Source organism: Coprococcus sp. AF38-1 (genome assembly GCF_003603945.1).
Lineage (GTDB): Bacteria > Bacillota > Clostridia > Lachnospirales > Lachnospiraceae > Coprococcus > Coprococcus aceti.
The window spans coordinates 287746-308166 of record NZ_QVGO01000002.1 but is presented as its reverse complement, the minus strand read 5'-3'; the positions used below and the strand labels follow the sequence as shown (position 1 = coordinate 308166).

23 protein-coding genes and 2 pseudogenes are annotated in these 20421 nt (G+C 38.0%); 22 read left to right on the top strand and 3 right to left on the bottom strand.

Annotation, left to right across the window (positions count from 1 at the left end):
• Positions 1 to 113: 113 nt before the first annotated feature.
• The 8 genes and pseudogenes from DW025_RS15560 to DW025_RS03965 form a co-directional block, all read left to right on the top strand.
• A pseudogene (locus DW025_RS15560) lies at positions 114 to 248 on the top strand (AAA family ATPase); the annotation flags it as partial.
• A gap of 17 nt (positions 249 to 265) precedes the next feature.
• Positions 266 to 586: a hypothetical protein gene (locus tag DW025_RS04000; RefSeq protein WP_004853459.1), complete on the top strand. Its 321-nt coding sequence runs from the start codon at positions 266 to 268 to the stop codon at positions 584 to 586.
• A 560-nt stretch (positions 587 to 1146) separates the two neighbouring features.
• On the top strand, positions 1147 to 1575 hold the full coding sequence (locus tag DW025_RS03990) for a contact-dependent growth inhibition system immunity protein (RefSeq protein ID WP_117551459.1): 429 nt from the start codon (positions 1147 to 1149) through the stop codon (positions 1573 to 1575).
• An 80-nt stretch (positions 1576 to 1655) separates the two neighbouring features.
• A complete protein-coding gene (locus DW025_RS03985; RefSeq protein WP_118758419.1) occupies positions 1656 to 2072 on the top strand; it encodes a hypothetical protein in 417 nt (138 codons plus the stop codon).
• A gap of 112 nt (positions 2073 to 2184) precedes the next feature.
• Positions 2185 to 2919 carry a MerR family transcriptional regulator gene (locus tag DW025_RS03980; protein ID WP_119998792.1) on the top strand — a complete coding sequence of 245 codons (735 nt, stop codon included), beginning with the start codon at positions 2185 to 2187 and terminating at the stop codon, positions 2917 to 2919.
• A gap of 115 nt (positions 2920 to 3034) precedes the next feature.
• Entirely contained in the window at positions 3035 to 3472 is a 438-nt protein-coding gene (locus DW025_RS03975) for a radical SAM mobile pair system MarR family transcriptional regulator (RefSeq protein WP_055274716.1), read from the top strand.
• A complete protein-coding gene (locus tag DW025_RS03970; protein ID WP_119998790.1) occupies positions 3469 to 4158 on the top strand; it encodes a radical SAM mobile pair protein A in 690 nt (229 codons plus the stop codon). Before DW025_RS03975 ends, DW025_RS03970 begins: the two co-directional genes overlap by 4 nt.
• Positions 4146 to 5054, top strand: a complete 909-nt coding sequence (locus DW025_RS03965) for a radical SAM mobile pair protein B (protein ID WP_119998788.1) — start codon at positions 4146 to 4148, stop codon at positions 5052 to 5054. The genes DW025_RS03970 and DW025_RS03965 overlap by 13 nt, the downstream gene beginning before the upstream one ends.
• A gap of 166 nt (positions 5055 to 5220) precedes the next feature.
• On the opposite strand, the gene DW025_RS03960 is transcribed toward DW025_RS03965, so the two are convergent.
• A complete protein-coding gene (locus tag DW025_RS03960; RefSeq protein WP_004614173.1) occupies positions 5221 to 5574 on the bottom strand; it encodes a cupin domain-containing protein in 354 nt (117 codons plus the stop codon).
• Between the two features lie 140 nt (positions 5575 to 5714).
• Here DW025_RS03960 and DW025_RS03955 point away from each other — a divergent pair, with 140 nt between their 5' ends.
• The 10 genes from DW025_RS03955 to DW025_RS15555 all read left to right on the top strand — a co-directional run bounded on the left by DW025_RS03955 (position 5715) and on the right by DW025_RS15555 (position 14068).
• The gene (locus DW025_RS03955; RefSeq protein ID WP_015534088.1) at positions 5715 to 6047 is read left to right on the top strand and encodes a winged helix-turn-helix transcriptional regulator; all 333 of its coding nucleotides are present in this window, start codon (positions 5715 to 5717) and stop codon (positions 6045 to 6047) included.
• A 75-nt stretch (positions 6048 to 6122) separates the two neighbouring features.
• A complete protein-coding gene (locus tag DW025_RS03950) occupies positions 6123 to 6920 on the top strand; it encodes a PfkB family carbohydrate kinase (RefSeq protein ID WP_022215831.1) in 798 nt (265 codons plus the stop codon).
• A 174-nt stretch (positions 6921 to 7094) separates the two neighbouring features.
• On the top strand, positions 7095 to 7697 hold the full coding sequence (locus DW025_RS03945) for a Type 1 glutamine amidotransferase-like domain-containing protein (protein WP_015534087.1): 603 nt from the start codon (positions 7095 to 7097) through the stop codon (positions 7695 to 7697).
• A gap of 60 nt (positions 7698 to 7757) precedes the next feature.
• Positions 7758 to 8321, top strand: coding sequence for a GNAT family N-acetyltransferase (locus DW025_RS03940; RefSeq protein WP_118650060.1), 564 nt, complete (start codon positions 7758 to 7760; stop codon positions 8319 to 8321).
• A 78-nt stretch (positions 8322 to 8399) separates the two neighbouring features.
• Positions 8400 to 8804 (top strand): LptM family lipoprotein, encoded by a 405-nt coding sequence (locus tag DW025_RS03935; RefSeq protein ID WP_118758597.1) that lies wholly within the window; start codon positions 8400 to 8402, stop codon positions 8802 to 8804.
• A 51-nt stretch (positions 8805 to 8855) separates the two neighbouring features.
• Positions 8856 to 10367, top strand: coding sequence for an SMI1/KNR4 family protein (locus DW025_RS03930; protein ID WP_119998787.1), 1512 nt, complete (start codon positions 8856 to 8858; stop codon positions 10365 to 10367).
• 103 nt (positions 10368 to 10470) lie between these two features.
• Positions 10471 to 11013, top strand: coding sequence for a cysteine hydrolase family protein (locus DW025_RS03925; protein WP_117874912.1), 543 nt, complete (start codon positions 10471 to 10473; stop codon positions 11011 to 11013).
• A gap of 1 nt (position 11014) precedes the next feature.
• Positions 11015 to 11617 (top strand): hypothetical protein, encoded by a 603-nt coding sequence (locus DW025_RS03920; RefSeq protein WP_119998785.1) that lies wholly within the window; start codon positions 11015 to 11017, stop codon positions 11615 to 11617.
• A 92-nt stretch (positions 11618 to 11709) separates the two neighbouring features.
• A complete protein-coding gene (locus DW025_RS03915) occupies positions 11710 to 13647 on the top strand; it encodes an ATP-binding response regulator (protein ID WP_243002936.1) in 1938 nt (645 codons plus the stop codon).
• A 370-nt stretch (positions 13648 to 14017) separates the two neighbouring features.
• Positions 14018 to 14068, top strand: coding sequence for a hypothetical protein (locus DW025_RS15555; protein WP_242992750.1), 51 nt, complete (start codon positions 14018 to 14020; stop codon positions 14066 to 14068).
• A gap of 2 nt (positions 14069 to 14070) precedes the next feature.
• Here DW025_RS15555 and DW025_RS03900 read toward each other — a convergent pair.
• Positions 14071 to 15122 (bottom strand): annotated as a pseudogene (locus DW025_RS03900) (IS1380-like element ISClsp2 family transposase); the annotation flags it as partial.
• A 260-nt stretch (positions 15123 to 15382) separates the two neighbouring features.
• Here DW025_RS03900 and DW025_RS03895 point away from each other — a divergent pair.
• Both DW025_RS03895 and DW025_RS15550 read left to right on the top strand, forming a co-directional pair.
• On the top strand, positions 15383 to 18802 hold the full coding sequence (locus tag DW025_RS03895; RefSeq protein WP_119998783.1) for a M64 family metallopeptidase: 3420 nt from the start codon (positions 15383 to 15385) through the stop codon (positions 18800 to 18802).
• The gene (locus DW025_RS15550) at positions 18759 to 19013 is read left to right on the top strand and encodes an InlB B-repeat-containing protein (protein WP_082241386.1); all 255 of its coding nucleotides are present in this window, start codon (positions 18759 to 18761) and stop codon (positions 19011 to 19013) included. Before DW025_RS03895 ends, DW025_RS15550 begins: the two co-directional genes overlap by 44 nt.
• Positions 19014 to 19196: 183 nt before the next feature.
• Here DW025_RS15550 and DW025_RS03885 read toward each other — a convergent pair whose 3' ends face one another.
• Entirely contained in the window at positions 19197 to 19433 is a 237-nt protein-coding gene (locus DW025_RS03885; RefSeq protein WP_044945660.1) for a DUF6061 family protein, read from the bottom strand.
• A 347-nt stretch (positions 19434 to 19780) separates the two neighbouring features.
• Between DW025_RS03885 and DW025_RS14770 the strand changes: the two genes are divergently transcribed.
• Entirely contained in the window at positions 19781 to 19924 is a 144-nt protein-coding gene (locus DW025_RS14770) for a hypothetical protein (protein ID WP_158547614.1), read from the top strand.
• A gap of 11 nt (positions 19925 to 19935) precedes the next feature.
• Positions 19936 to 20331: a nitroreductase family protein gene (locus DW025_RS03880; protein ID WP_330521900.1), complete on the top strand. Its 396-nt coding sequence runs from the start codon at positions 19936 to 19938 to the stop codon at positions 20329 to 20331.
• Positions 20332 to 20421 lie beyond the last annotated feature (90 nt).

Here is a 20421-nt window from a genome sequence, read left to right as displayed (position 1 = left end):
TATCTTTTGGGAGAAAATGTCATGGTAAAAGAAATTAAAAGAGATTACTATTTAGAACAACTTATAAATCGTGAAGGAAATGGTCTGATTAAAATTGTAACAGGAATAAGAAGAATTGCGACGTGTTTGTAACGGGAAGTAATGCAAAGTTTTTATCCAGAGATATAGCTACTGAATTTGGCGGCAGAGGGGATGAGGTTCATATGTACCCTTTGAGCTTTTCGGAATTTATGAGTTGCTATGATGGATAAATAGTAGGTGAAGTATGAAAAAGAAATATATAATAATATGTATGTTATTTATTATATTGATTGTTTCTGGATATCCTTATGTTAAAGCGGAAGTATTGACGCTAAAATATGGAACAGAATTTGATTTAGAGAGCTTTGAAATGATTGAAGATATTTCATATTGCAAGGTGTTAGAGTATGACAAACAAAAAGCTAAAGTGCTTTATGTATGTAAAGGTGAACTTTCCTTTTTAGTAACATATCAAAAAAATAGTGACTGGAAGGTTGAAACTTGGGAGAGTATTTGGTCAAAATCAGGAAGTGCGGATAGTTTCAGGTGGTTATTATATCATTGACCTCATCGGTGCCACCATGAAATATGTTTTATTAGCTTTCATTATGTTAATAGTTGAATTTGCTTTTTGTAAGCAATTATGCAAAAGGTAAATGATATAATCAATTAGGTTATTGGATTTGTATAGGACAATATACTAAAGTAGGGGCAAGATTTATCGTTAAATCAATCATTTGTTGCAAAAATCAGAAGCATTTCAATCAGTTCACCATGTCGCTTTTATTTTGTGTTATACTGTTTTGTATAATTTTCTTGGTCTCCGCTGCCGCTCTTCGTTCCACTACGGTCGGTTCAGAGCAGATGTCCACTGGACATCTTGTGTCCTTGTATTTGCCCTTATCAGAGTTCGTAAACACTGATGGGATGATATAACATAAGGGAAAGCTCACCTGCGATAAATCCAGTGTTTTCAAGGACTTGCTGAGAATTTAATAACAAAATATAACAGTTATTAAATCCCTTAAAACAGGTGAAATCTCAATCGGAATTTGTAAATGAGGTGAATTTATGATGTTACATTCATATCCGTTATTAATATCTATATATAAGGGAGAGGGACGAATGTTAATTGTTCCGCTTATTGACCATATTGCAGGATATTCGATTGATTCAGATTGGTTCATAAATTTATCAGATTTGGACAATGCTGTTTCTGTCGGTGAAGGTGTAAAAAGTGCTATTGATTACATAAGAAACAGTCCTTTATCTTCGCTGACGCCTAATGAGCGAAAAGAAAATGCTGCATGGAAGAAAAATACGAAATATAGAAGCCGAGTAGCTTTTTGGAAAAATAATCATTATGTTCGTGTTAAAATCACTGAAGATAATCAGTATATAATACATTCGATGAAAAAATCACATAAAAGACAATATGCATATGATGAAATCATCAAAGAATTTATACTATTTGCTGATGCAGATGCTGAGGAAATAGGCAAAGCGGTTATTGAGTCTTTTATGGAATCAGAACGATATTACAACATGGGTTAGAGTTTGGTTGTAATAATATATCATACATGATATTGGGAGCTTATGCTGAGCCTATAAGTATAAATTACAGGAGGGTTCAAATGGGATTATTTGATAGATTTAAGAGGACATCAAAGGAAAGTTTATTAGGATATTTGCAAAATAGCATTTCAGATAATTCTAGTCTGGAACACATAGTAAGCGTGTTTGAAGAGATGTGTAATATGCCACTTAAAGAAGATATGATTTTATTTGAAACAGGAACCTATTCTTTTACAGGAAAACCTATGTTTAACTTTTCTTTGGTTAGACAATTTCCTAATGATGAGGAAGAGTATTATCAAATTCACGTGGATGTGTTATATATTCCAACGGAAGAAAATAAAGATTTTCAACGAACTATATGGAATGAGGACATTGAAGAAGATATATTCAGCTATATCAAAAAGACTCCTGAGTTTAATTTCTGTAAAGATAAGGTATTCAGCAAAATAGAAATATATTTGGATGAAACCTAACGTGAAAATCGGAATTTATCAAGCTGCTAATTTTGAAAATTTCTTTGAAAAACTATTGACTCCTACGCAACGTAATAGTTTACGATATGTTTATCGAGAGGAGGAAATGACAATGATGACAGTGAATGAGGTAAGTAAATTAACAGGAGTGAGTATACGCACTCTGCAGTATTATGATACCATTGGTCTCTTAAAACCTATTGAATATACAGAGTCAGGTTATAGGTTGTATGACGATACATCCTTGGAAAGGCTGCAACAAATTTTACTGTTTAAAGAATTGAAATTTCCGCTTAAGGAGATTAAAAAGATAATTGATGCCCCTAACTTTGACAGGAACAAAGCATTAGAGCAGCAGATTGAATTGCTAACTATGAAAAAAGAGCATCTTGAAAATCTTATTAGTTTCGCTCGAGGAATAAAAGGAATAGGAGTGAAATATATGGATTTTAAAGTATTTGATACAACAAAGATTGATGAGTATTCTAAACGAGCAAAAGAACAATGGGGACAAACCTCTGAGTATAAGGAGTTTGAAGAGAAAACAAAGAACTGGACGAAAGACGATGAAGCTACTGTTGCAAATGAGTTTATGCAATTATTTGTTGAATTCGGACAAATGAAAGAAATGGATCCAGAAGATGAACAGGTGCAGTTGCAGGTAAGGAAACTTCAGGATTACATTACAGATCATTTTTATATATGTTCGGATAAGATTTTATGCGGTTTTGGAAGAATGTATGCCGGTGGAGGAGAACTTACGGAAAATATTGATGATGTTGGAGGAGTTGGCACAGCAGAGTTTGCAAGTAAAGCTATTGATATATTTTATATGAGCAGAAGGTAACTTCCAGTTTGGAGAATTGAAAAAAATGGAATTTACCTATTAAGACATATAAACTGTTGACAATAAAGCTCCTATATAGTATGTTTTTAATAAACTACTATATAGGAGCTTTTGTATGGAAATGAATGGAGGATTTCTTGTCACCAAAATAAAACAGCTTGGAGACCGGATTTTCGAGAAGATTCTCAGTGAAAAGAATATTGATGCATTTAATGGAGCTCAGGGGCGTATTCTTTATGTGCTGTGGCAGGAGGATGGTATCTCAATCAGGTCACTCTCGACTAAATGCGGATTAGCGATAACATCTCTTACTACGATGTTGGAAAGAATGGAAAATCAAGGGCTGATAAGCCGTGTTCAGTCTGAAACGGACAAAAGGAAAACACTCCTGTTTCTGACTGAGAAAGCACATGCCTTGAAGGGCGAGTACGATTCTGTATCTGATGAGATGGGCAGTATTTACTACAAAGGTTTTTCAGAGGAAGAAATTACCCAGTTTGAGGAATGCCTAGACCGCATCAGAAAGAATCTTGAGGAGTGGCAGAAGTCATGAGTATTTGTATCAAAGATCAGATTCAGAACATGAATATCGTCATTGGCTGCACAGTGGGGTGTACATATTGCTATGCCCGCAACAACGTGAAACGCTGGCATATGATTGATGACTTCTCTGACCCTGAATTCTTTCCGGGTAAGCTCAAGATGATGGAAAAGAAACGTCCGAAGAACTTTCTTCTTACCGGGATGAGCGATCTCTCCGGATGGAAGCCGGAATGGAGAGACGAGGTATTTGCAAAGATCTGTGAAAACCCACAGCATCAGTTCCTGTTCCTTACCAAGCGACCTGATTTGCTGGATTTTGATACCGATCTGGAAAACGCATGGTTTGGCGTTACGGTGACGAGGAAAGCAGAACTGTGGCGTATCGACGCCCTTCGGAAAAATGTCAGAGCAAAACATTACCATGTTACCTTTGAGCCGTTATTCGGCGATCCCGGCACAGTTGACCTTTCCGGAATCAATTGGATCGTTGTCGGCACCATGACCGGAGCTCAGAGCAGGAAGATTCACACGGAGCCGGAATGGGCATGGTCTCTGACGGACCAGGCACATAAGCTCGGCATTCCGGTGTTTATGAAGGAAGACCTTGTCCCTGTCATAGGGGATGAAAATATGATTCAGGAAATGCCGGAAGAATTTAATAAAGTGTTAGAGGTACAGAAATCATGGAAGAAGTAATGAATGGAATCCTCATTCGTGAGGTGGAAACAAAGAACATCATGACTAAGTCTAGTCTGCCGGTAGGCGGTTACTCGGTCAATCCCTATGTAGGCTGTACACATGCCTGCAAGTATTGCTATGCTTCTTTTATGAAGCGCTTTACCGGGCACAAGGAGGAATGGGGCACTTTCCTTGATGTGAAGCATTGGCCGGAAATTAAAAATCCGAAGAAATATGCCGGACAGCGGGTGGTCATCGGTTCTGTGACAGATGGCTACAATCCACAGGAGGAGCAATTCGGGAATACCAGAAAACTTCTGGAGCAGCTGATCGGCAGTGACGCAGATATTCTGATCTGCACAAAGTCGGATCTTGTGGTACGGGATATTGATCTGCTGAAGAAGCTTGGACGTGTAACCGTTTCATGGTCGATCAACACACTAGATGAAAATTTCAAGAACGATATGGACTTTGCTTCGAGCATTGAGCGCCGTATCGCTGCTATGAAGCAGGTGTATGAAGCAGGTATCCGTACAGTTTGTTTCGTATCCCCGGTATTCCCTGGTATCACGGATTTTGAAGCAATCTTTGAGCGGGTAAAGGATCAGTGCGATCTGTTCTGGCTCGAAAATCTCAATCTTCGAGGCGGTTTCAAAAAGACAATTATGGATTATATCGCCGAAAAATATCCTGATCTTGTACCACTTTACGACGAGATCTATAACAAGCATAACCGCAGCTACTTTGAAGCACTTGAAGTAAAAGCTGAGAAAATGGCTAAGAAGTATGATTGTGCCTTTGTGGATAATGAAATGCCTTATGGCAGAGTCCCGCAGGGACATCCGGTGATCGTAGATTATTTCTATCATGAGGAAATCCGTGGGACAGAGAATACCGGAAAAAGAAATCGTTAATCTAAACGAAAATTAAACTGATGATGGTGGAGAGATTTATTTATCGCCATTTGAAATCGAGAAGTTCTTGTTTGAAAAATAGAGAAATTGTAAAATTGAAGAAAAAAGAAATGCACAGTTCTTAGCTTATCGGGAACTGTGCATTTTTGTAAATAAAAACTTTTAATTAGCCGATTACGGCGTCCTCTGCTGTAAAATGTTCCAGAGAATTTTCTTTTACCTGTATGCAGATATAAGTAATTCCGGAAATATCGGATGCAAAAAACTGACGCTTTGCAGCAGGTGCGATTTTTAGCCAGTCTCCAGTTGAAAGGCTGATTTCTTCTCCATCAATTATGGCCTTGCCGTTACCTGAAAGAATTCCATAGATTTCTTCATTTTCTTTATGAGAATGAACAAATGGGACATTTGCTCCTGCAGGTAGTTCGTTTAAACTGATTTCTGCACCTGTTAAAGACAACTTTTCATGCAGCTCAATTCGGTTTTCCTTTCCAATAGTTGTTTTTGTGTAATTTGCCATAATGACCTCCATAGTTAATTTGTAGTTTCTGGTTGCTTGGTATTAGTATAGTGTGAGACACATACAAAAACAAGTACGCACCTTTTTGTAACTGTGCACTCAAAAATGAATGTGTTACAATAGACTCGGAGGTGAGAATTATGCGAGCAAAAGAAGAATTACCGGAATGCCCAGTTGCAACAGCAGTATCTCTCATCGGAGGAAAATGGAAATTGCTGATTTTGCGTAACTTGAAAGAGCGTCCATGGAGATTCAATGAGCTACTACGAAGTATAGATGGTATTTCACAAAAGGTTTTGACAGATAGTTTAAGACAAATGATGAGTGATGGGCTGGCATATCGCCACGATTACCATGAGCAGCCACCGAGAGTTGAATACGGCTTAACGGAACTCGGAACAAAAATGCTTCCAATTGTTAATTCACTTGCTGACTTTGGTAACTACTATAAATCAATTATTGAACAAAATTAAGGACGTTAGTATTTGAAAAACTCGAACAATTCCAGTTTTTGAAACTGAGAAATCGGAATTTAGGGAGGTACAAGAATGATAAATTTAGTGGCACTTCCGTGCCTCTGTGTAGATGTTTTTGATGGAACAGATGAATTGCGTGCAGGTGGTGAAGCCCTTAATTTTGCAGTTCATGCATCAAAATTTGAGGAGTTTAATGTTTCAATATTGGGTGCGGTTGGACAGGATTCCTACGCAAAATTTATTATGGATTCTGTTTCTGATAAGAGAATAGATGTAAGCCATGTAAGAGTTGAAGAGGATAAAGTAACTGCAAATAATCGTACATATCTTACGGCTGACGGTGACAGATATTACAAAGATGATTCATGGACGGGTGATATTGTTGATAAAATGATATTGAATCAAGACGAATTGGACTTTATAAAAAAATCAGAGGTTGTATTTATACATTTCTGGGCAGGCTGTTTTGAACAAATTATAGATTTAAAAAAGAATAATAACTTCAGATTGGCTGTGGATTTTGTAGAATATCGTAATTTTAAGGAGATGGAAAAATATGCACCATATATAGATTATTTCCTGATTAGTGGAGAGGAATCAATTCTTCCGATATTTGAAGCATTTTCCAAGAAGTATAAAGGACTATTTAATGCATCTTTAGCTGATAAAGGAAGTGTTACATATTATAATGGTGAAAAGTATTTTGTCCCGGCTGATGAAGCTTTAGAAATAGTTGATACTACTGGTTGCGGAGATAGCTATCATGCAGGCTTTGTGTGTTCTCATATGTTAATTGGTGATATTTACGAGGCTATGAGAGTTGGTACAGAATTTGCAACAGAGACATTGTCTCATTATGGTGGCTTTTAATTCGATTTGTAAGGAGAAACAATATGACAGGGTTTATTATATGGTCACTTTTCGGAGTGTTTATAATTGGATTATGAATAAAAGATATGTTTTCTAAGAATCCGGTTGTGAAGAAAAGTAAATAAACTTCAGTTTTTGAAACTGAGAAATCGGGATTTATAAAGGAGAATATTGATGAAACTATTTTTATGTTCGCACTTTTCAAGTGTAGGAAGTCTGATAAAGGAAGAAATTGAAAATAAGAAAGTCGCATTTATTCCAACAGCTTCGTTGCGTGAAGGCTACACCGGTTATGTCGGCTCGGCTCGAAAATTATTCAAAAAGTTGGGAGCAATCGTAACTGAAATTGATATTTCAACGGAGGCTTATTCAACGATACAGTCTGTTTTTGAAGATGCAGATGTGATATATTTTACCGGCGGAAATTCTTTCTTTCTTATGGACCAACTCCGTAAAACAAGAACTGATGGGTTGCTAAAAAAGGAATTGGCAAATGGAAAATTGATGATCGGCGAGTCGGCAGGCGCAATTATATGCGCTCCAAGCATCCAATATATCGAGCAAATGGATGAAAAGCCGGAGGACTACTCACAAGAAGATGATGCAGGGCTTGATTTGATTGATTTCTATGTTCTTCCGCATTATCTTACAGCACCATTTAAGAAAGTTACCGAGAAAATAATGACTGAGTTTTCGGATTTGAATCTATGCCCTATTAACAACCATCAGGGAATTGTAATTGATGGTGAAGGTTCAAAGGTTATTTGCAAAGACTAATTTGAAAAATCCTTTTTTGAAACTGTAAAATCGAAATTTCCTTGATGATGGAGGATGCGTATGGAACATAAGGGCACAATTAGAATAGAAACAGATAGATTAGTTCTTAAACGACATGTATTAGATGATGCAGAAATCATGTTTAAAAACTGGGTAACAGAAAAAGATGTAACAAAGTTTTTAAGTTGGCAACCGCATAAAAATGTCGACGAGACAAAGCAATTACTAATTGATTGGATAGAATCGTATGATAAGCAGGATTTCTATTTTTGGACAATTGAGTTAAAAGATTCGCATGAACTGGTTGGAGATATATCAGTAGTAAGTCTCGATGAGGCAACAGAAAGTGTGGAGCTCGGGTATGGTATTGGAAGCAGATGGTGGGGAAAAGGTATAACTGCAGAAGCAGGAAGGGCATTGGTAAAATTCTTTTTTGAAGAAGTAAAAGTCAAACGTGTATATGCAAAGCATGCTGCAGGTAATCCAAACTCAGGAAGTGTAATGCAGAAAATGGGAATGAAAAAAGAAGGAATAATTAGGCAGTCGGGAACCTGTAATCAAGGTATTGTGGATGTAGTTTATTATTCCATACTTAGAAATGAGTATTTTAGTAATGATAATTGATGAAAAAATCTAATTTAGCGACACACTCGAAAATTTCAGTTTTTGAAACTGAGGAATCGGGATTTAAGGAGGTCTTGTATGAAGAAAATCGTATGTACAATGCTATGTATTATGCTTTTATTTGGTTTGAGTGCTTGTGGTGGAGATGTCAGTGAAGAGAAAACTCATAATGTTGAATCTGAGAGCTATTCAGAAGAGGATATTAAAGCCGCTATTGACACAATAAAAAAGGAGTTTAAGAGTGACTGGAAAGGATGCACTCTCACAGAAATTTACTATGCCGGAGATGACTGCACGAAAGATCATAAAGATTGGGCAGACAGAAACAATGCAGATGAAGTCATTGTTTTATTATCTTCATTCGATGTTGATTCATCTGGTGGAAACGGGTCTTTGAATCCAAATAGTACATACAGTGATTGGAAGTGGATTTTAGTTAGAACAGATGGCGGAAAGTGGCAGCATGTTGACCATGGATATTAAGTCAAATTCCAGTTTTTGAAACTGAGAAATCGGAATTTGTGAGGGAAAGAAATGAAGAAAAAAACTCCAAGCGATGATGAAATAAAGAATTATAGCCATAAGAAGATGACATTGCCATTGATGGAACATGCTTCTGAAGAAATGAAGGAACCTGTATGGAAGCTTGTTAAAAAGTTAGCGTCTTATGCTCGTGTACCGGGCGCTATGTCAGATTTTAAGAAAATGGCGGTGTTCGCTGAGGATGATGCAATTGTCGATGTAGTTCTGGATACATTACAGGATATGAAATATCCTTTTAAAAACACAGATTTTATACCGGATATCATGGGCTATTATTACTCGATTGCATTGATTTCGCAAAGCATGCATAGAAGGGAAGAAACGATTAAGCTGTTCAATGAGCTTGTTGATTATGCAATCAGTATTAAATCTAACAGCGCATTGCCACTTGCGAGAAATATGGATGTTTTGTCAAAGGAATATCCCGATCTGTCAGATTTATTTGAAAAAGCAAAGACTATCTATAGATTTGATGCAATAGATAGTATAAAAGAAAGGGTGCCTATACAGGTCAATAAGCTTTATCACGATTATACAAATGCAGATAAAATAGAAGCAGAATACATTAATGTTGAAAATCCTGAGGATGGTAAGGTTTTTGTCGAAGTGGATGAAAATGGATATGTCGTAAGAATAGTAGAAAAGGGGAAAAACATTTATACAAAGATATTTAAACATTATAGCTATGACATGATTAATTATGCGATAGTCAGAGATGTTTTGCTGAGAAAACACATGGAAGAAATGCGAATCAATGATATTGCGGATGCAAGAGTTGTCGAAGCTACGAGAACGGATCTTAAGAAACTGTATAGTGATATTGAGATATCTGTAAATAATAAGGAGTTTGCATATATATTAGATGGGCATGAAAAATTCAATAATACTGATTTACCGAAGGATGTCCAAGACTTTCTGGAAGAAATATATAATGATGAAGACTTGAAAGATGCATTTTTCGATTGTGATATTGAAATCTATGATGAGGCATGGGTTAAGGATCTTGAGGAGGATGATTCGTGGTTTGAAGATCTTATGGGATCGGGAGAATCCAGTTATAAGAATATTAAACCGTTTGCACGTGACGGCTTAGGTGGATTATGGGTAGTGTTAGATGATGAAATGATCGGATATATCGGTACAGAGGGCGAATGTGGAATCATAGCCCGCAATATAAATGAGTTCATGAATATTGTTGCGGTACAGAGAGGATATATAGATGATTTCTGTAATGCTGATATATTAAAATCTGTGGATGCATTTATAGAGGAATATGAAGAACCTCGTGATTCAGATTATAATAGGGAATTTAATAGATTTATAAAGAAGCATGGTTTTACTAAAGATTTAAAGAAAATATATGAATATATTATAAAAGGAGTCACAATAAAACCGTTTTTCCAAGTTGTCGCTACAGATGATGAATATGAAGATTCCTACTCAATACTTGGAAGCGATGATGGACAAGAAGCATTGGAGTCTCTTATAGAGATGCTTGAATAAGTTTGGGTTATTTCCTGTTTTAGGTGGAAAGTTGTAAAATAACTCGATAACTTCCAGTTTTTGAAACTGAGAAATCGGAATTTTATGTGTAAAGGAGAAACGAATGAAATTACTTGTGATAGATATACAAAAAGGAATAACAGATAGTAGACTTTTTAATTTTGAAGCGTTTATTGATGATACTATAAGAATTATAAAAGCAGCTAGAGATAATCAAATAGAGGTTATCTATTTTCAACATGATGATGGACCAGGAACGGGGTTTTCAATCGGTGATGAAGACTTTGAAATTGCAGAACAAGTGATTCCCAGGGAAGGGGAAAAGATATTTATAAAAAATATCAATAGTTGTTTTGGAAATAAAGATTTTACGGATTATGTTAAAGATGATAATACATTAATGATAGTGGGACTACAGACAAACTTCTGTATAGATGCAACTGTGAAATCTGCTTTTGAGAGAGGATATAAAGTAATTGTTCCACAAGGGGCAAATTCAACATTTGATAACGACTATATGACGGGAGAAGAAACATATAAATATTACAATGATATGATGTGGCCAAAGAGATTTGCTACATGTGTATCCGTTGATGAAGCAATTAAATTGATGGAAAGTTCAATCGGAAGTTGTGTGAGGGATTAAGATGAAAAATATAAGGTTTTATGAGGCGGAGAAATATAAAACGGCAGATTACGAAATAGTAGATGAGAAAATATATAAAACATATGAAACTGGGTCAGAGAGTGATGATTATCTCGGATTAGAGCAGTTGGATGATAATGCTTTAGCTGAAAAGCTAAAACAGGTCGAGGGCTGGGAATATGGAGCAGGAGAAATGCTCGAAGATTATTTAATACTTAACTATGAGGGAAGAAAGTATTATAGAGATATTGAGGATGTAGGCACGGATAACGATATCGTCATGGTTAATATGGATGATCCCTCAAATTCTCCAAAGGAAATCTTTGTAACCTCAATAGTTTTTGAAGCAGAGCCGGATTTGGGTGAAAATTCTCCTTCGGAGCCAGTGATATCCCAGTACCCGCTTGAAGATATTTTAGATAAGTTTTATGTATATCTGTACGATGATTATGTAGACGAAAACACATCTGATACAATAAATTCATATGTAGAGTTTGCCAGCGAAGATATTGAAGACATACGAGCTGTTCTCTCGATATTAGGGAAACATGTTTATAATGTTGATGAAGGTGACTATATCGATATCAAGATTGAACCAGTATAGAACCAGTATAGAACAGAGTTATAAATTCCAGTTTGTAGAATCAAGAAAATCGGAATTTGTTAAATTGGAAAATTAGAATTTAGAGGATGTGAATGAGCAGCATGAAGAAAACAAAAGAAGGAGTTAATTTGAAGAAAAAGAAATTCCTTAGACTGAAGAATACAGGTAGTATCCTTGTGCTTATGGGGCTTTTGATAATTTTTGTAATAGCACTGTACACATTTATCCTGCAAAGTTCTTACACTAAGACTGCCCTTGAAACAGAAATTGCGCGCGATACAGCGAGTGCAGATGCAGTACACAAACTTGTGGATGGAAGAATCGGCAAAGAAGATTTTGATCAAATCAAAGATAAATCTGATGAAAAGAAGCAAATATATAAGGATATTTCTTCATATTTCAATGAAATCAGAACACTGAATTCTACTCGATATATTTACACCGCTACAAAAAATGAAGAAGGAAAACTCGTTTATGTGGTAGATGGTTTGGATTCGGATGCGGATGATGTAAGACACCCTGGAGATTATATTGAGGAAGAAATGGTTCCGTATATTGATAGGGCTATTTCTGGGGAGAATGTGTACTCTCAGGATATCATTGATACAACATGGGGGCCGATTTTTACGGCTTGCTATCCTGTAAGAGCAAATCATGATGGGACAGGAGAAATCATTGGCGCATTTTGCATTGAAATGGATATGCAATCAGCTTATGGAATGGTTGAAGAGACGAATCATATTTCCATCATCTGCGGTTTAGTCGCAGGAGCTGTATTGCTTTTAATTTGTCTATATACCTATTATGTTTACCAGAAAAGCAAGGCAGAAGAGCAAAAACAAAAACAATTATTAATGAACGCCGCTGAGAAAGCAGATGCTGCCAACAAAGCAAAATCTGCGTTTTTGCTTAATATTAGCCATGACATCAGAACGCCGATGAATGCCATTATTGGATTTACAAACATTGCGCTTCACCAGAACACGGTTTCAGATATTCATGATAGCTTGGAGAAAGTTCAAAAAAGTTCGAATCATCTTCTCTCTTTGTTGAATGACGTTTTGGATTTCAGTCGCATTGAAAGCGGAAAAGATATCATTTCGCCTGAGCCAGTGGACATTACTCAATTGACAGATAACGTCCAGGCGATTATGAATGGACTTCTTTATAACCGAGATCTTAAGTTTGAAGTACATCGAGAAAGACCAAAGAACCCATATGTCCTTGCGGATGTTACGCGTATTCGAGAAGTTTTGGTGAATCTTCTTGGCAATGCTGTGAAATTCACAAAGGACGGTGGAAAGATTACTTTGGATATCAGCAGTTACCCCGGAACGGATGAGAAACATATCATAATTCGTTATGTTGTTCAAGATAATGGTATTGGCATGAGTGAAGAGTTCCAGAAAGAATTATTCAAGCCGTTTTCACAAGAAGATGATGCTAATGCCAGAACCCAATATAAGGGAACCGGTCTTGGCATGGCCATCACAAAAAAACATATAGATATGATGGGCGGTTCAATTGCTGTTGAGAGCAAAAAAGGTGTAGGTACTACATTCACTGTGGAGATTCCACTGGAGTTGACAGAACAAGTTATTCAATCAAAACAAAAACAACCTCCACATAGAGATTTGACGGGTATTCATGTTCTTATGGCTGAGGATAATGATCTAAATGCTGAACTTGCTACGATAATACTGGAAGATGCTGATATGACCGTAACACGCGCATCAGACGGAAAAGAAGTTGTGGAATTGTTTAAAAATCATCCACGAGACACATACGATCTTATTTTGATGGATATTATGATGCCAAACATGGATGGATACCAAGCAACAAAAGCCATTCGAGCCTTGGGTATAGAGCGGTCCGATGCAGTTACGATTCCAATTATAGCTTTGTCTGCAAATGCTTTTGTAGATGATATTCAGGAATCCCTGGATTCAGGCATGAATGACCATATTTCCAAGCCGATTAACATGGAGGAATTAATCGATACTATCACTAAATACATTAAACACGATTAGGAAAACAAAGAAGTTAATTCTGATGAAAAGTTTGCACTGGTCTTGTCGGATGCGAAAGCGCAAGTTTCCTATGATTATGATACAGGTCGCATCACCACATTTCTTATCAGCACCCAGCACCAGGAGGACACCTCTGTTATGGATATTCGCCCGCTGGTGGAAGCTGTCATGGAAACCGCCGGGAAGATCAAGAACGACAATATGTCCGATCAGGATTTCTACAACTTCAAGTTTTTGAAACTGAGAAATCGGAATTGACCGAATAAGTTAATCGTGCCATATGGCTTGATTATAAATACATAGATCAAGTTGTTTGGAATATAGATGATATGAAAAAAACACCCCATGGGGAAAGAATGTAGCTGCCTCAATTACTGATCTGTCATATTATTTTGTCACAAGTGACGGAGAGGATTTTTGACAGTACTGCTCACTTTCTCCGTGGGCATGGTAAAGATCAATGACTGTTTCGTCTGGCAGGGAAGTGTTTGTCCAGTATGTGCCCAGTTCTATATCGGGTACGATAAAATACTGCCCATATCGGTCAATGGTTCTTTCCGTGATCTCATAAATTGTGCGTATTCCGACAGTTTTCTCCTCGTTATCAGAAAGGGAATATGTCACATTCCGGAAGGTCTGTCCGATATAAACAGTTTTCCCATCACGTGGATGCTGGATATTCTGGCAGCATTCCCTGACGGATTCCAGCCATTCTTCTTTACTTTCCTGTCTGGGATTCCGTTTTATGATGAAAGACACATTGTTGTATTTATAGCTTTCTTCCATAAAGATGCCTATGTTTTCAGATGCATCGTTGCCGGAATCCAGCCGGATGAGCAGTGGTTTTTCCGTCAGCTGTCTGCACAGTTCAATGGTCTCTCTCAGGAAATCAGGAGTTTCTTTCTGGCAGTGCTGTTTCCCAATCCGCAGTTCAAGATTGACGAGGTATCCTTCTGTGCCGATATATGCCATAATTGGTGCATATCCGTCAAAACCCTTGTAGGTACGGGATACGCCTTCCTTATTGGATTTCGAATTGTCAAAGGGGGTTACATCAATATCGACAGGAACAAAGCCGTTATCCAGGGCTGTCGGCTCTATGTGCATTTCACGCAGCATGTCGACATTTGCCTGCTGGATGTCTTTGCGCAGGGAATCCCCGATCATGTCAAAACGCTGACGGAGTGTTTCGGCGGAAGGAATCGCATAGGAGATGCCTAATGCGTATTTGTAGTAGTCAGGGTCATCTATCATTTCACGGACAGCCTCATACTGGGGTTTTCCCTGACAGAGCATACCAATATAGGTGAGGAGCACGTCTCCATTTTTTATCTGTTTCTGCAGATAATCTTTTGAAATTGGAGCACGGTTGATTTTTTTAACAAAACTGCTTTTTCCAAGTATTGCCCTACGAATACCAGACCACTGGGAGTAATGAGCCGCTCATCGCTGAATTCAATGTGTATTTTCTTCATTGCACTGCCTCCGCCTATCTTTTGATACTTTCATTATACAGGATAATGCATGATGATACAGTAAAAAAACAAAATTTTGTTTAACCTAGTGGGTGAAATAAAATGTATTGCGAAAATCAGTTTCCAGCAGGTATTATTGCTGAAAAAAAGGGATGTAACACTATGGTAAGTTTCACGGAATAAGGTGGATTTTCATTGACGCATATAACACCTTACAATATAATAAAAGCAAATATATAGCTTATAAAGGAGGTTCCTTAATGACGAAAAAAATAACCGCAATATTTTTGGCATTGTGCATGGCAATCTCCGCTTTGCCGATGACCATTCAGGCGGCATCAAAGCCCGATATTAAAGTTGGCGACTATGTTAAAATGGGCGCGTATAACAATGCCTCAATTCTTTGGCGATGTGTAAGCATTGACAATAACGGACCGCTTATGCTTGCAGACAAAATTGTTGACACCCTTGCATATGATGCCAAAACAAATGACAACAGCAATTCAAAATCGCACAGCAGAAGCTATAAGCGTGATGATTACGGTTCTAACTATTGGAAAGACAGCAATATGCGTTCTTGGTTAAATTCGACCGCAGCTGAAGGCAAAGTCGATTGGCTTTGCGGCAACCCTCCGAAAGACGGATATGTAAGCGGTGTGGGAGCGTACAACGAAAAAGCGGGTTTTCTCAACGCTTTTTCAAAATCTGAAATTGCGGCAATGAAAACCGTTACCCAGCGTTCTCTCGTTTCTCATCCCGAATACAACAAGGGCATAGTTGATGGAGACGCAAATTCGGATTTGTTATACTACACCGATATTTCGGAAGCGGTGGCAAACTACGACAGTTCATATTTTGAAACTACAACCGAAAAGGTTTTTCTTCTTGATGTAAAGCAGGCTAATGCCGTGTGGAAAAATCTCAAAGGTTATTATGTTGCGTATAATAATGACGGTATGGCTTGGCCTTATTGGCTTCGCACTCCTGTTACCGATTGCAATCACGATATGCGTTATATCAGTTCATCGGGTCAGGTCGGTCGTTATGCTCCGTGGTATTCCGATTTGGGCGTAAGACCTGCATTTTATCTCGATTCCGAATATTTTGTTACAACTTCCGGCAGCGGCTCACAAAGCAGTCCTTATATCGGCTCTGCTCCAAATAAGCAAGAGGATGATTATACAATTTCGGAACCTGCCGAGGACGCAAATCCCGATTGGAATGTCAGCACCGAGCAAAGCATTCAGCTCACCCTCGGCCCGTGGTATTCAAATGACGGAAAATATTCTAATCCTACCATCCCTGTTTATACCATCCAAAAAACACGCAGCGACACGGAAAATATGGTTGTTGTCGTTTGCGGCGAGGGATACACAAAAAGTCAGCAGGGCAAATTCATCAATGATGTCAAACGACTTTGGCAGGACGCTATGAAATATGAACCGTATCGCAGTTATGCCGACAGATTCAATGTTTACGCTCTTTGCACAGCTTCCGAATCGACTTTTGACAATGGTGGAAGCACCTTCTTTGATGTTATAGTCGACAAATATAATTCGCCTGTTATTTCTAATAATCTCCACGGAAGTCAGTGGAAAAATCATATTTTTGAGAGATGTATCGGTCCTGAATTTATCGAGAAAATTCACGATGCTCATATCAAAAAAAAGTGTGATCCAAACACAATTCCGTCCGGTTCGGAATATGAGCCTTATTATTATGTTCACGATTATATTGCTCAGTTCGCTATGGTTGTAAACACAAAATCAGATTTCGGCGGTGCTTATAATAACCGTGAATACGGCTTCCATTATTTCATTTCGCCATCAGACAGTTATCGTGCGTCAAAAACTTTTGCACACGAGTTTGGACACGGTTTGCTCGGTCTCGGTGATGAATACAGTAACGGATATTTGCTTGACGATAAGGAACTTAAATCACTCAATCTTTCCTCGGTTGAAGACCCGGAAAAGATAAAATGGCGACAGCTTTTAGGTTTTAGAAACACATATACCTGCCGCAATGCTTACGGCTCAAAAATGCTTGTTTCAAGTTATGAGTGCATAATGAGAGACACAAACTATCAATTCTGTGAGGTTTGCCGTTTGCAGGGCTTCAAGCGAATGTCTCAGCTTGTTAAGGATGTAGACCTTTATGTTGCAACTCCCGAGGTTAAGGAATATACGGGCGCTTATTCAAAGCCGTCTGATTTTACCGACCTTGAAACAAGTTCATATTATAATTACACATATAATCGCAATGACCGACTTTTGAGCGGCAACAGCAAAAGCAGATTTAATACTAATATGAACGGTAAAAAAATCGAGCTTAGAACTGTTATTCAAAACATTTCAGATAAAAATGCACGACAATTAAAATTCAAAATGTGGATTAAGCACTCCGACGGAAGCGTTGCGACCGATTCATCGGGGAATCCGCTTCAAACAGTACAAACCTTTGACATTCCTGTTTGGAATGATAAGGCAAATTTCTGGCCGCTCGGTGCTTTGGATCACATCAAAAGCGACTTTAATTCAGGCTTAAAGAGTTGCTCGCTTATTTATCAAATTCCGTCTGATGCACAGCTTAAGAGCGGCGATACCGTGGCATTTCAGGTGCTCGATGAAAACGGAAATGTGCTTGCAGACGACAATACGGAAACACAGCGCTACACAACCGTTTCAATTCAGTATAAATTTGAGGACGGCTCTGAAATTCCAAACACTGCCGGCGGAACATTTACCGTGCCATACGGCACAAAGCTTGATTTAACACCGGCAAAAACACTTTATGATTATGAATTTATAAAGGTTGACGGCTTGAATAAGCCTATTGTTTCGGACGGAACGGTTGTTACATATTATTACAAAAATAAAAACGAAGAACACACTCACAATCTGACTTTGGTTGCTGCGAAAGCTGCCACCTGCACAGATGGCGGTAAGGAAGCATACTACAAGTGCGAAGGTTGTGGCAAGTTCTATGAAGATGTACTCGGTACAAAGGAAATAACCGACCTTGCATCTTGGGGCAATATTGCTAAGATTGCCCACACCACAAAGCAAACCGTAACAAAGGCAACCCCAACAGCAAACGGCAAGATAGTAAATTACTGTTCGGTATGTAAGAAAACTCTTTCAACGACAGTAATTCCAAAGGCATCAAGCATAAAGCTTAAAGCAACATCATTAACATATAACGGAAAGGTTAGAACACCTAAGGTTATTGTTAAGGACAGAACAGGAAAGACACTTGTTAAGAATACTGACTATACTGTGTCTTATGCAAAAGGCAGAAAGTATGTTGGCAAGTACGCAGTAAAGATTACCTTTAAGGGTAAATACAGCGGAACAAAGACGCTTTATTTCACAATCAAGCCAAAGGCAACAAGTATTTCCTCACTTAAAGCAGGTTCAAAGAAGTTTACAGTAAAGTGGAAGAAGCAGGCTACACAGACAACAGGCTATCAGGTACAGTACAGTGCCTCAAGTAAATTCAGCAAGGCTAAGACCGTAACAGTAGGCAAGAATACAACAGTATCAAAGAAAATTTCAAAGCTTTCGGGCAAGAAAAAGTATTATGTAAGAGTTCGCACCTATAAGACAGTTAAGATTAACGGCAAATCCATAAGGATTTATTCAGGCTGGTCAAAAGCTAAGACTGTTACAACAAAGAAATAAAAACTATACCGTAACCTTTGATTCTGCCGGTGGCTCTGCAGTAACGACTCAGACTATCGAAGAAGGTCAGAAGGCAACCAAACCTGCCGCTCCTACCAAGTCTGACGATACCACCAAGCCTTCGGATGATGTTCAGAATCCGCAGACCGGCGACAACAGTATGAGTGGCTGTGGATCGCTCTGCTGTTCGTCAGCGGCTTCGGAGTTGTGACAACTACTGTTTATACTAAATTAGACGAAGCAATTTCTGATGCTGTTAAAACTGGGAAAATCACTCAAGAAGAAGCGAACGCAGCTTACAAATAAATATACGAGGCTTGTCTTAAAAAAGACGAGCTCAAAATGACAATGAAACTGTCACTCTCTGGAGACACTAGGAGTGACAGTATAATCATCATAAATAAAATGAATCTTCGGCATCAACCCACATCTGCATAGTTCCATCAAGGTATAGTCTTGCATATTCAAGTGGTTCATCAATAGCAAGTGCATTTAATGCACAATCTAATCTGGGTGTTGTTTTTAAATTCTTTTCTGCTTCCCAGCAGTCAATGCGGAGCATATAGCCAGCAGAAGTATAAACATCAATGCTGTTGCGTTGTGGATTGTATTCTGCAAATATTGTTCTCATCGTATCAAATCTCCTTATCATTCAATCAATCATTTGTTACAAAAATCAGAAGCATTTCAATCAGTTCACCATGTCGTTTTTATTTTGTGTTATACTGTTTTAGAGGATTTTCTTTTCCTTGTATTTTCCCTTATCAGGGTTCATAAATCCATATGGGAAGATATAACATAAGGGAAAGTCTAAGGGAAAGATCACCTGCGACAAACTTAGTGTTTTCAAGGGATTCAGAGATATTTGATAATAAAATATAACAGTTATTAAATCCCTTGGAATACATGAAATCTCAATTCCAGTTTGTCAGAATGAAAAATCAAGTGTAGAAGGACACATGACAGGTGGGATTTGGAATGATTCAGACAAAGAAAAAGATGAATTATGTCCGACCGTTTGAACAGGTATTACAGGAAGAATCTCATCCTGCGAATCAGACAGCATATATTGATATTATCAGGGTACCGGAGAAACTGGCGGAAAATAAATATGAAGGATAACTTCAAGTTTGATGGACTATACTCGGCGTAGATATCAGAATGAGAGCGAGGGAAAATGCATGGATATGTTACAGTTGATGAAGGAGAGGCACAGTGTGCGGCAATATAAAGATAAGCCAATCGAGCAGGAGAAACGTGCGGAGATCGATAGGCTTATCTCTGAGATAAATTTTGAGAGCGGACTGAGTATGCAGGCGGTCTACGATGAGCCGAACTGTTTTGATTCGTTTATGGCGCATTACGGCAAATTCACAAATATTTCTAATTATATAGCGATAGTTGGCGCGAAGAACGACCAGGAAAAGGCCGGCTACTACGGTGAAAAGCTGGTGCTTGGATGTCAGGAACTTGGAATTGCCAAATACCACTTTGAGGCTGGGAGTGGACACAAATTCTTCACAAAATAATTAGCACTCGCCTCTTGACAGTGCTAACAACTAGGTGTATAACATAGTCAAAGATAAGGAAAGGGATTAGAAAGAAGAGAAAGAATCCCG

Coding starts and splice junctions, on each gene's coding strand:
- DW025_RS03950 (WP_022215831.1), top strand. CDS start 6,123: ATGATAAATTTAGTGGCACTTCCGTGCCTCTGTGTAGATGTTTTTGAT.
- DW025_RS03915 (WP_243002936.1), top strand. CDS start 11,710: ATGAGCAGCATGAAGAAAACAAAAGAAGGAGTTAATTTGAAGAAAAAG.
- DW025_RS03880 (WP_330521900.1), top strand. CDS start 19,936: ATGGACTATACTCGGCGTAGATATCAGAATGAGAGCGAGGGAAAATGC.
- DW025_RS03990 (WP_117551459.1), top strand. CDS start 1,147: ATGTTAATTGTTCCGCTTATTGACCATATTGCAGGATATTCGATTGAT.
- DW025_RS03940 (WP_118650060.1), top strand. CDS start 7,758: ATGGAACATAAGGGCACAATTAGAATAGAAACAGATAGATTAGTTCTT.
- DW025_RS03920 (WP_119998785.1), top strand. CDS start 11,015: ATGAAAAATATAAGGTTTTATGAGGCGGAGAAATATAAAACGGCAGAT.
- DW025_RS03885 (WP_044945660.1), bottom strand. CDS start 19,433: ATGAGAACAATATTTGCAGAATACAATCCACAACGCAACAGCATTGAT.
- DW025_RS03960 (WP_004614173.1), bottom strand. CDS start 5,574: ATGGCAAATTACACAAAAACAACTATTGGAAAGGAAAACCGAATTGAG.
- DW025_RS03930 (WP_119998787.1), top strand. CDS start 8,856: ATGAAGAAAAAAACTCCAAGCGATGATGAAATAAAGAATTATAGCCAT.
- DW025_RS03985 (WP_118758419.1), top strand. CDS start 1,656: ATGGGATTATTTGATAGATTTAAGAGGACATCAAAGGAAAGTTTATTA.
- DW025_RS14770 (WP_158547614.1), top strand. CDS start 19,781: ATGATTCAGACAAAGAAAAAGATGAATTATGTCCGACCGTTTGAACAG.
- DW025_RS03925 (WP_117874912.1), top strand. CDS start 10,471: ATGAAATTACTTGTGATAGATATACAAAAAGGAATAACAGATAGTAGA.
- DW025_RS04000 (WP_004853459.1), top strand. CDS start 266: ATGAAAAAGAAATATATAATAATATGTATGTTATTTATTATATTGATT.
- DW025_RS03975 (WP_055274716.1), top strand. CDS start 3,035: ATGGAAATGAATGGAGGATTTCTTGTCACCAAAATAAAACAGCTTGGA.
- DW025_RS03980 (WP_119998792.1), top strand. CDS start 2,185: ATGATGACAGTGAATGAGGTAAGTAAATTAACAGGAGTGAGTATACGC.
- DW025_RS03965 (WP_119998788.1), top strand. CDS start 4,146: ATGGAAGAAGTAATGAATGGAATCCTCATTCGTGAGGTGGAAACAAAG.
- DW025_RS03955 (WP_015534088.1), top strand. CDS start 5,715: ATGCGAGCAAAAGAAGAATTACCGGAATGCCCAGTTGCAACAGCAGTA.
- DW025_RS03945 (WP_015534087.1), top strand. CDS start 7,095: ATGAAACTATTTTTATGTTCGCACTTTTCAAGTGTAGGAAGTCTGATA.
- DW025_RS03935 (WP_118758597.1), top strand. CDS start 8,400: ATGAAGAAAATCGTATGTACAATGCTATGTATTATGCTTTTATTTGGT.
- DW025_RS03970 (WP_119998790.1), top strand. CDS start 3,469: ATGAGTATTTGTATCAAAGATCAGATTCAGAACATGAATATCGTCATT.
- DW025_RS03895 (WP_119998783.1), top strand. CDS start 15,383: ATGACGAAAAAAATAACCGCAATATTTTTGGCATTGTGCATGGCAATC.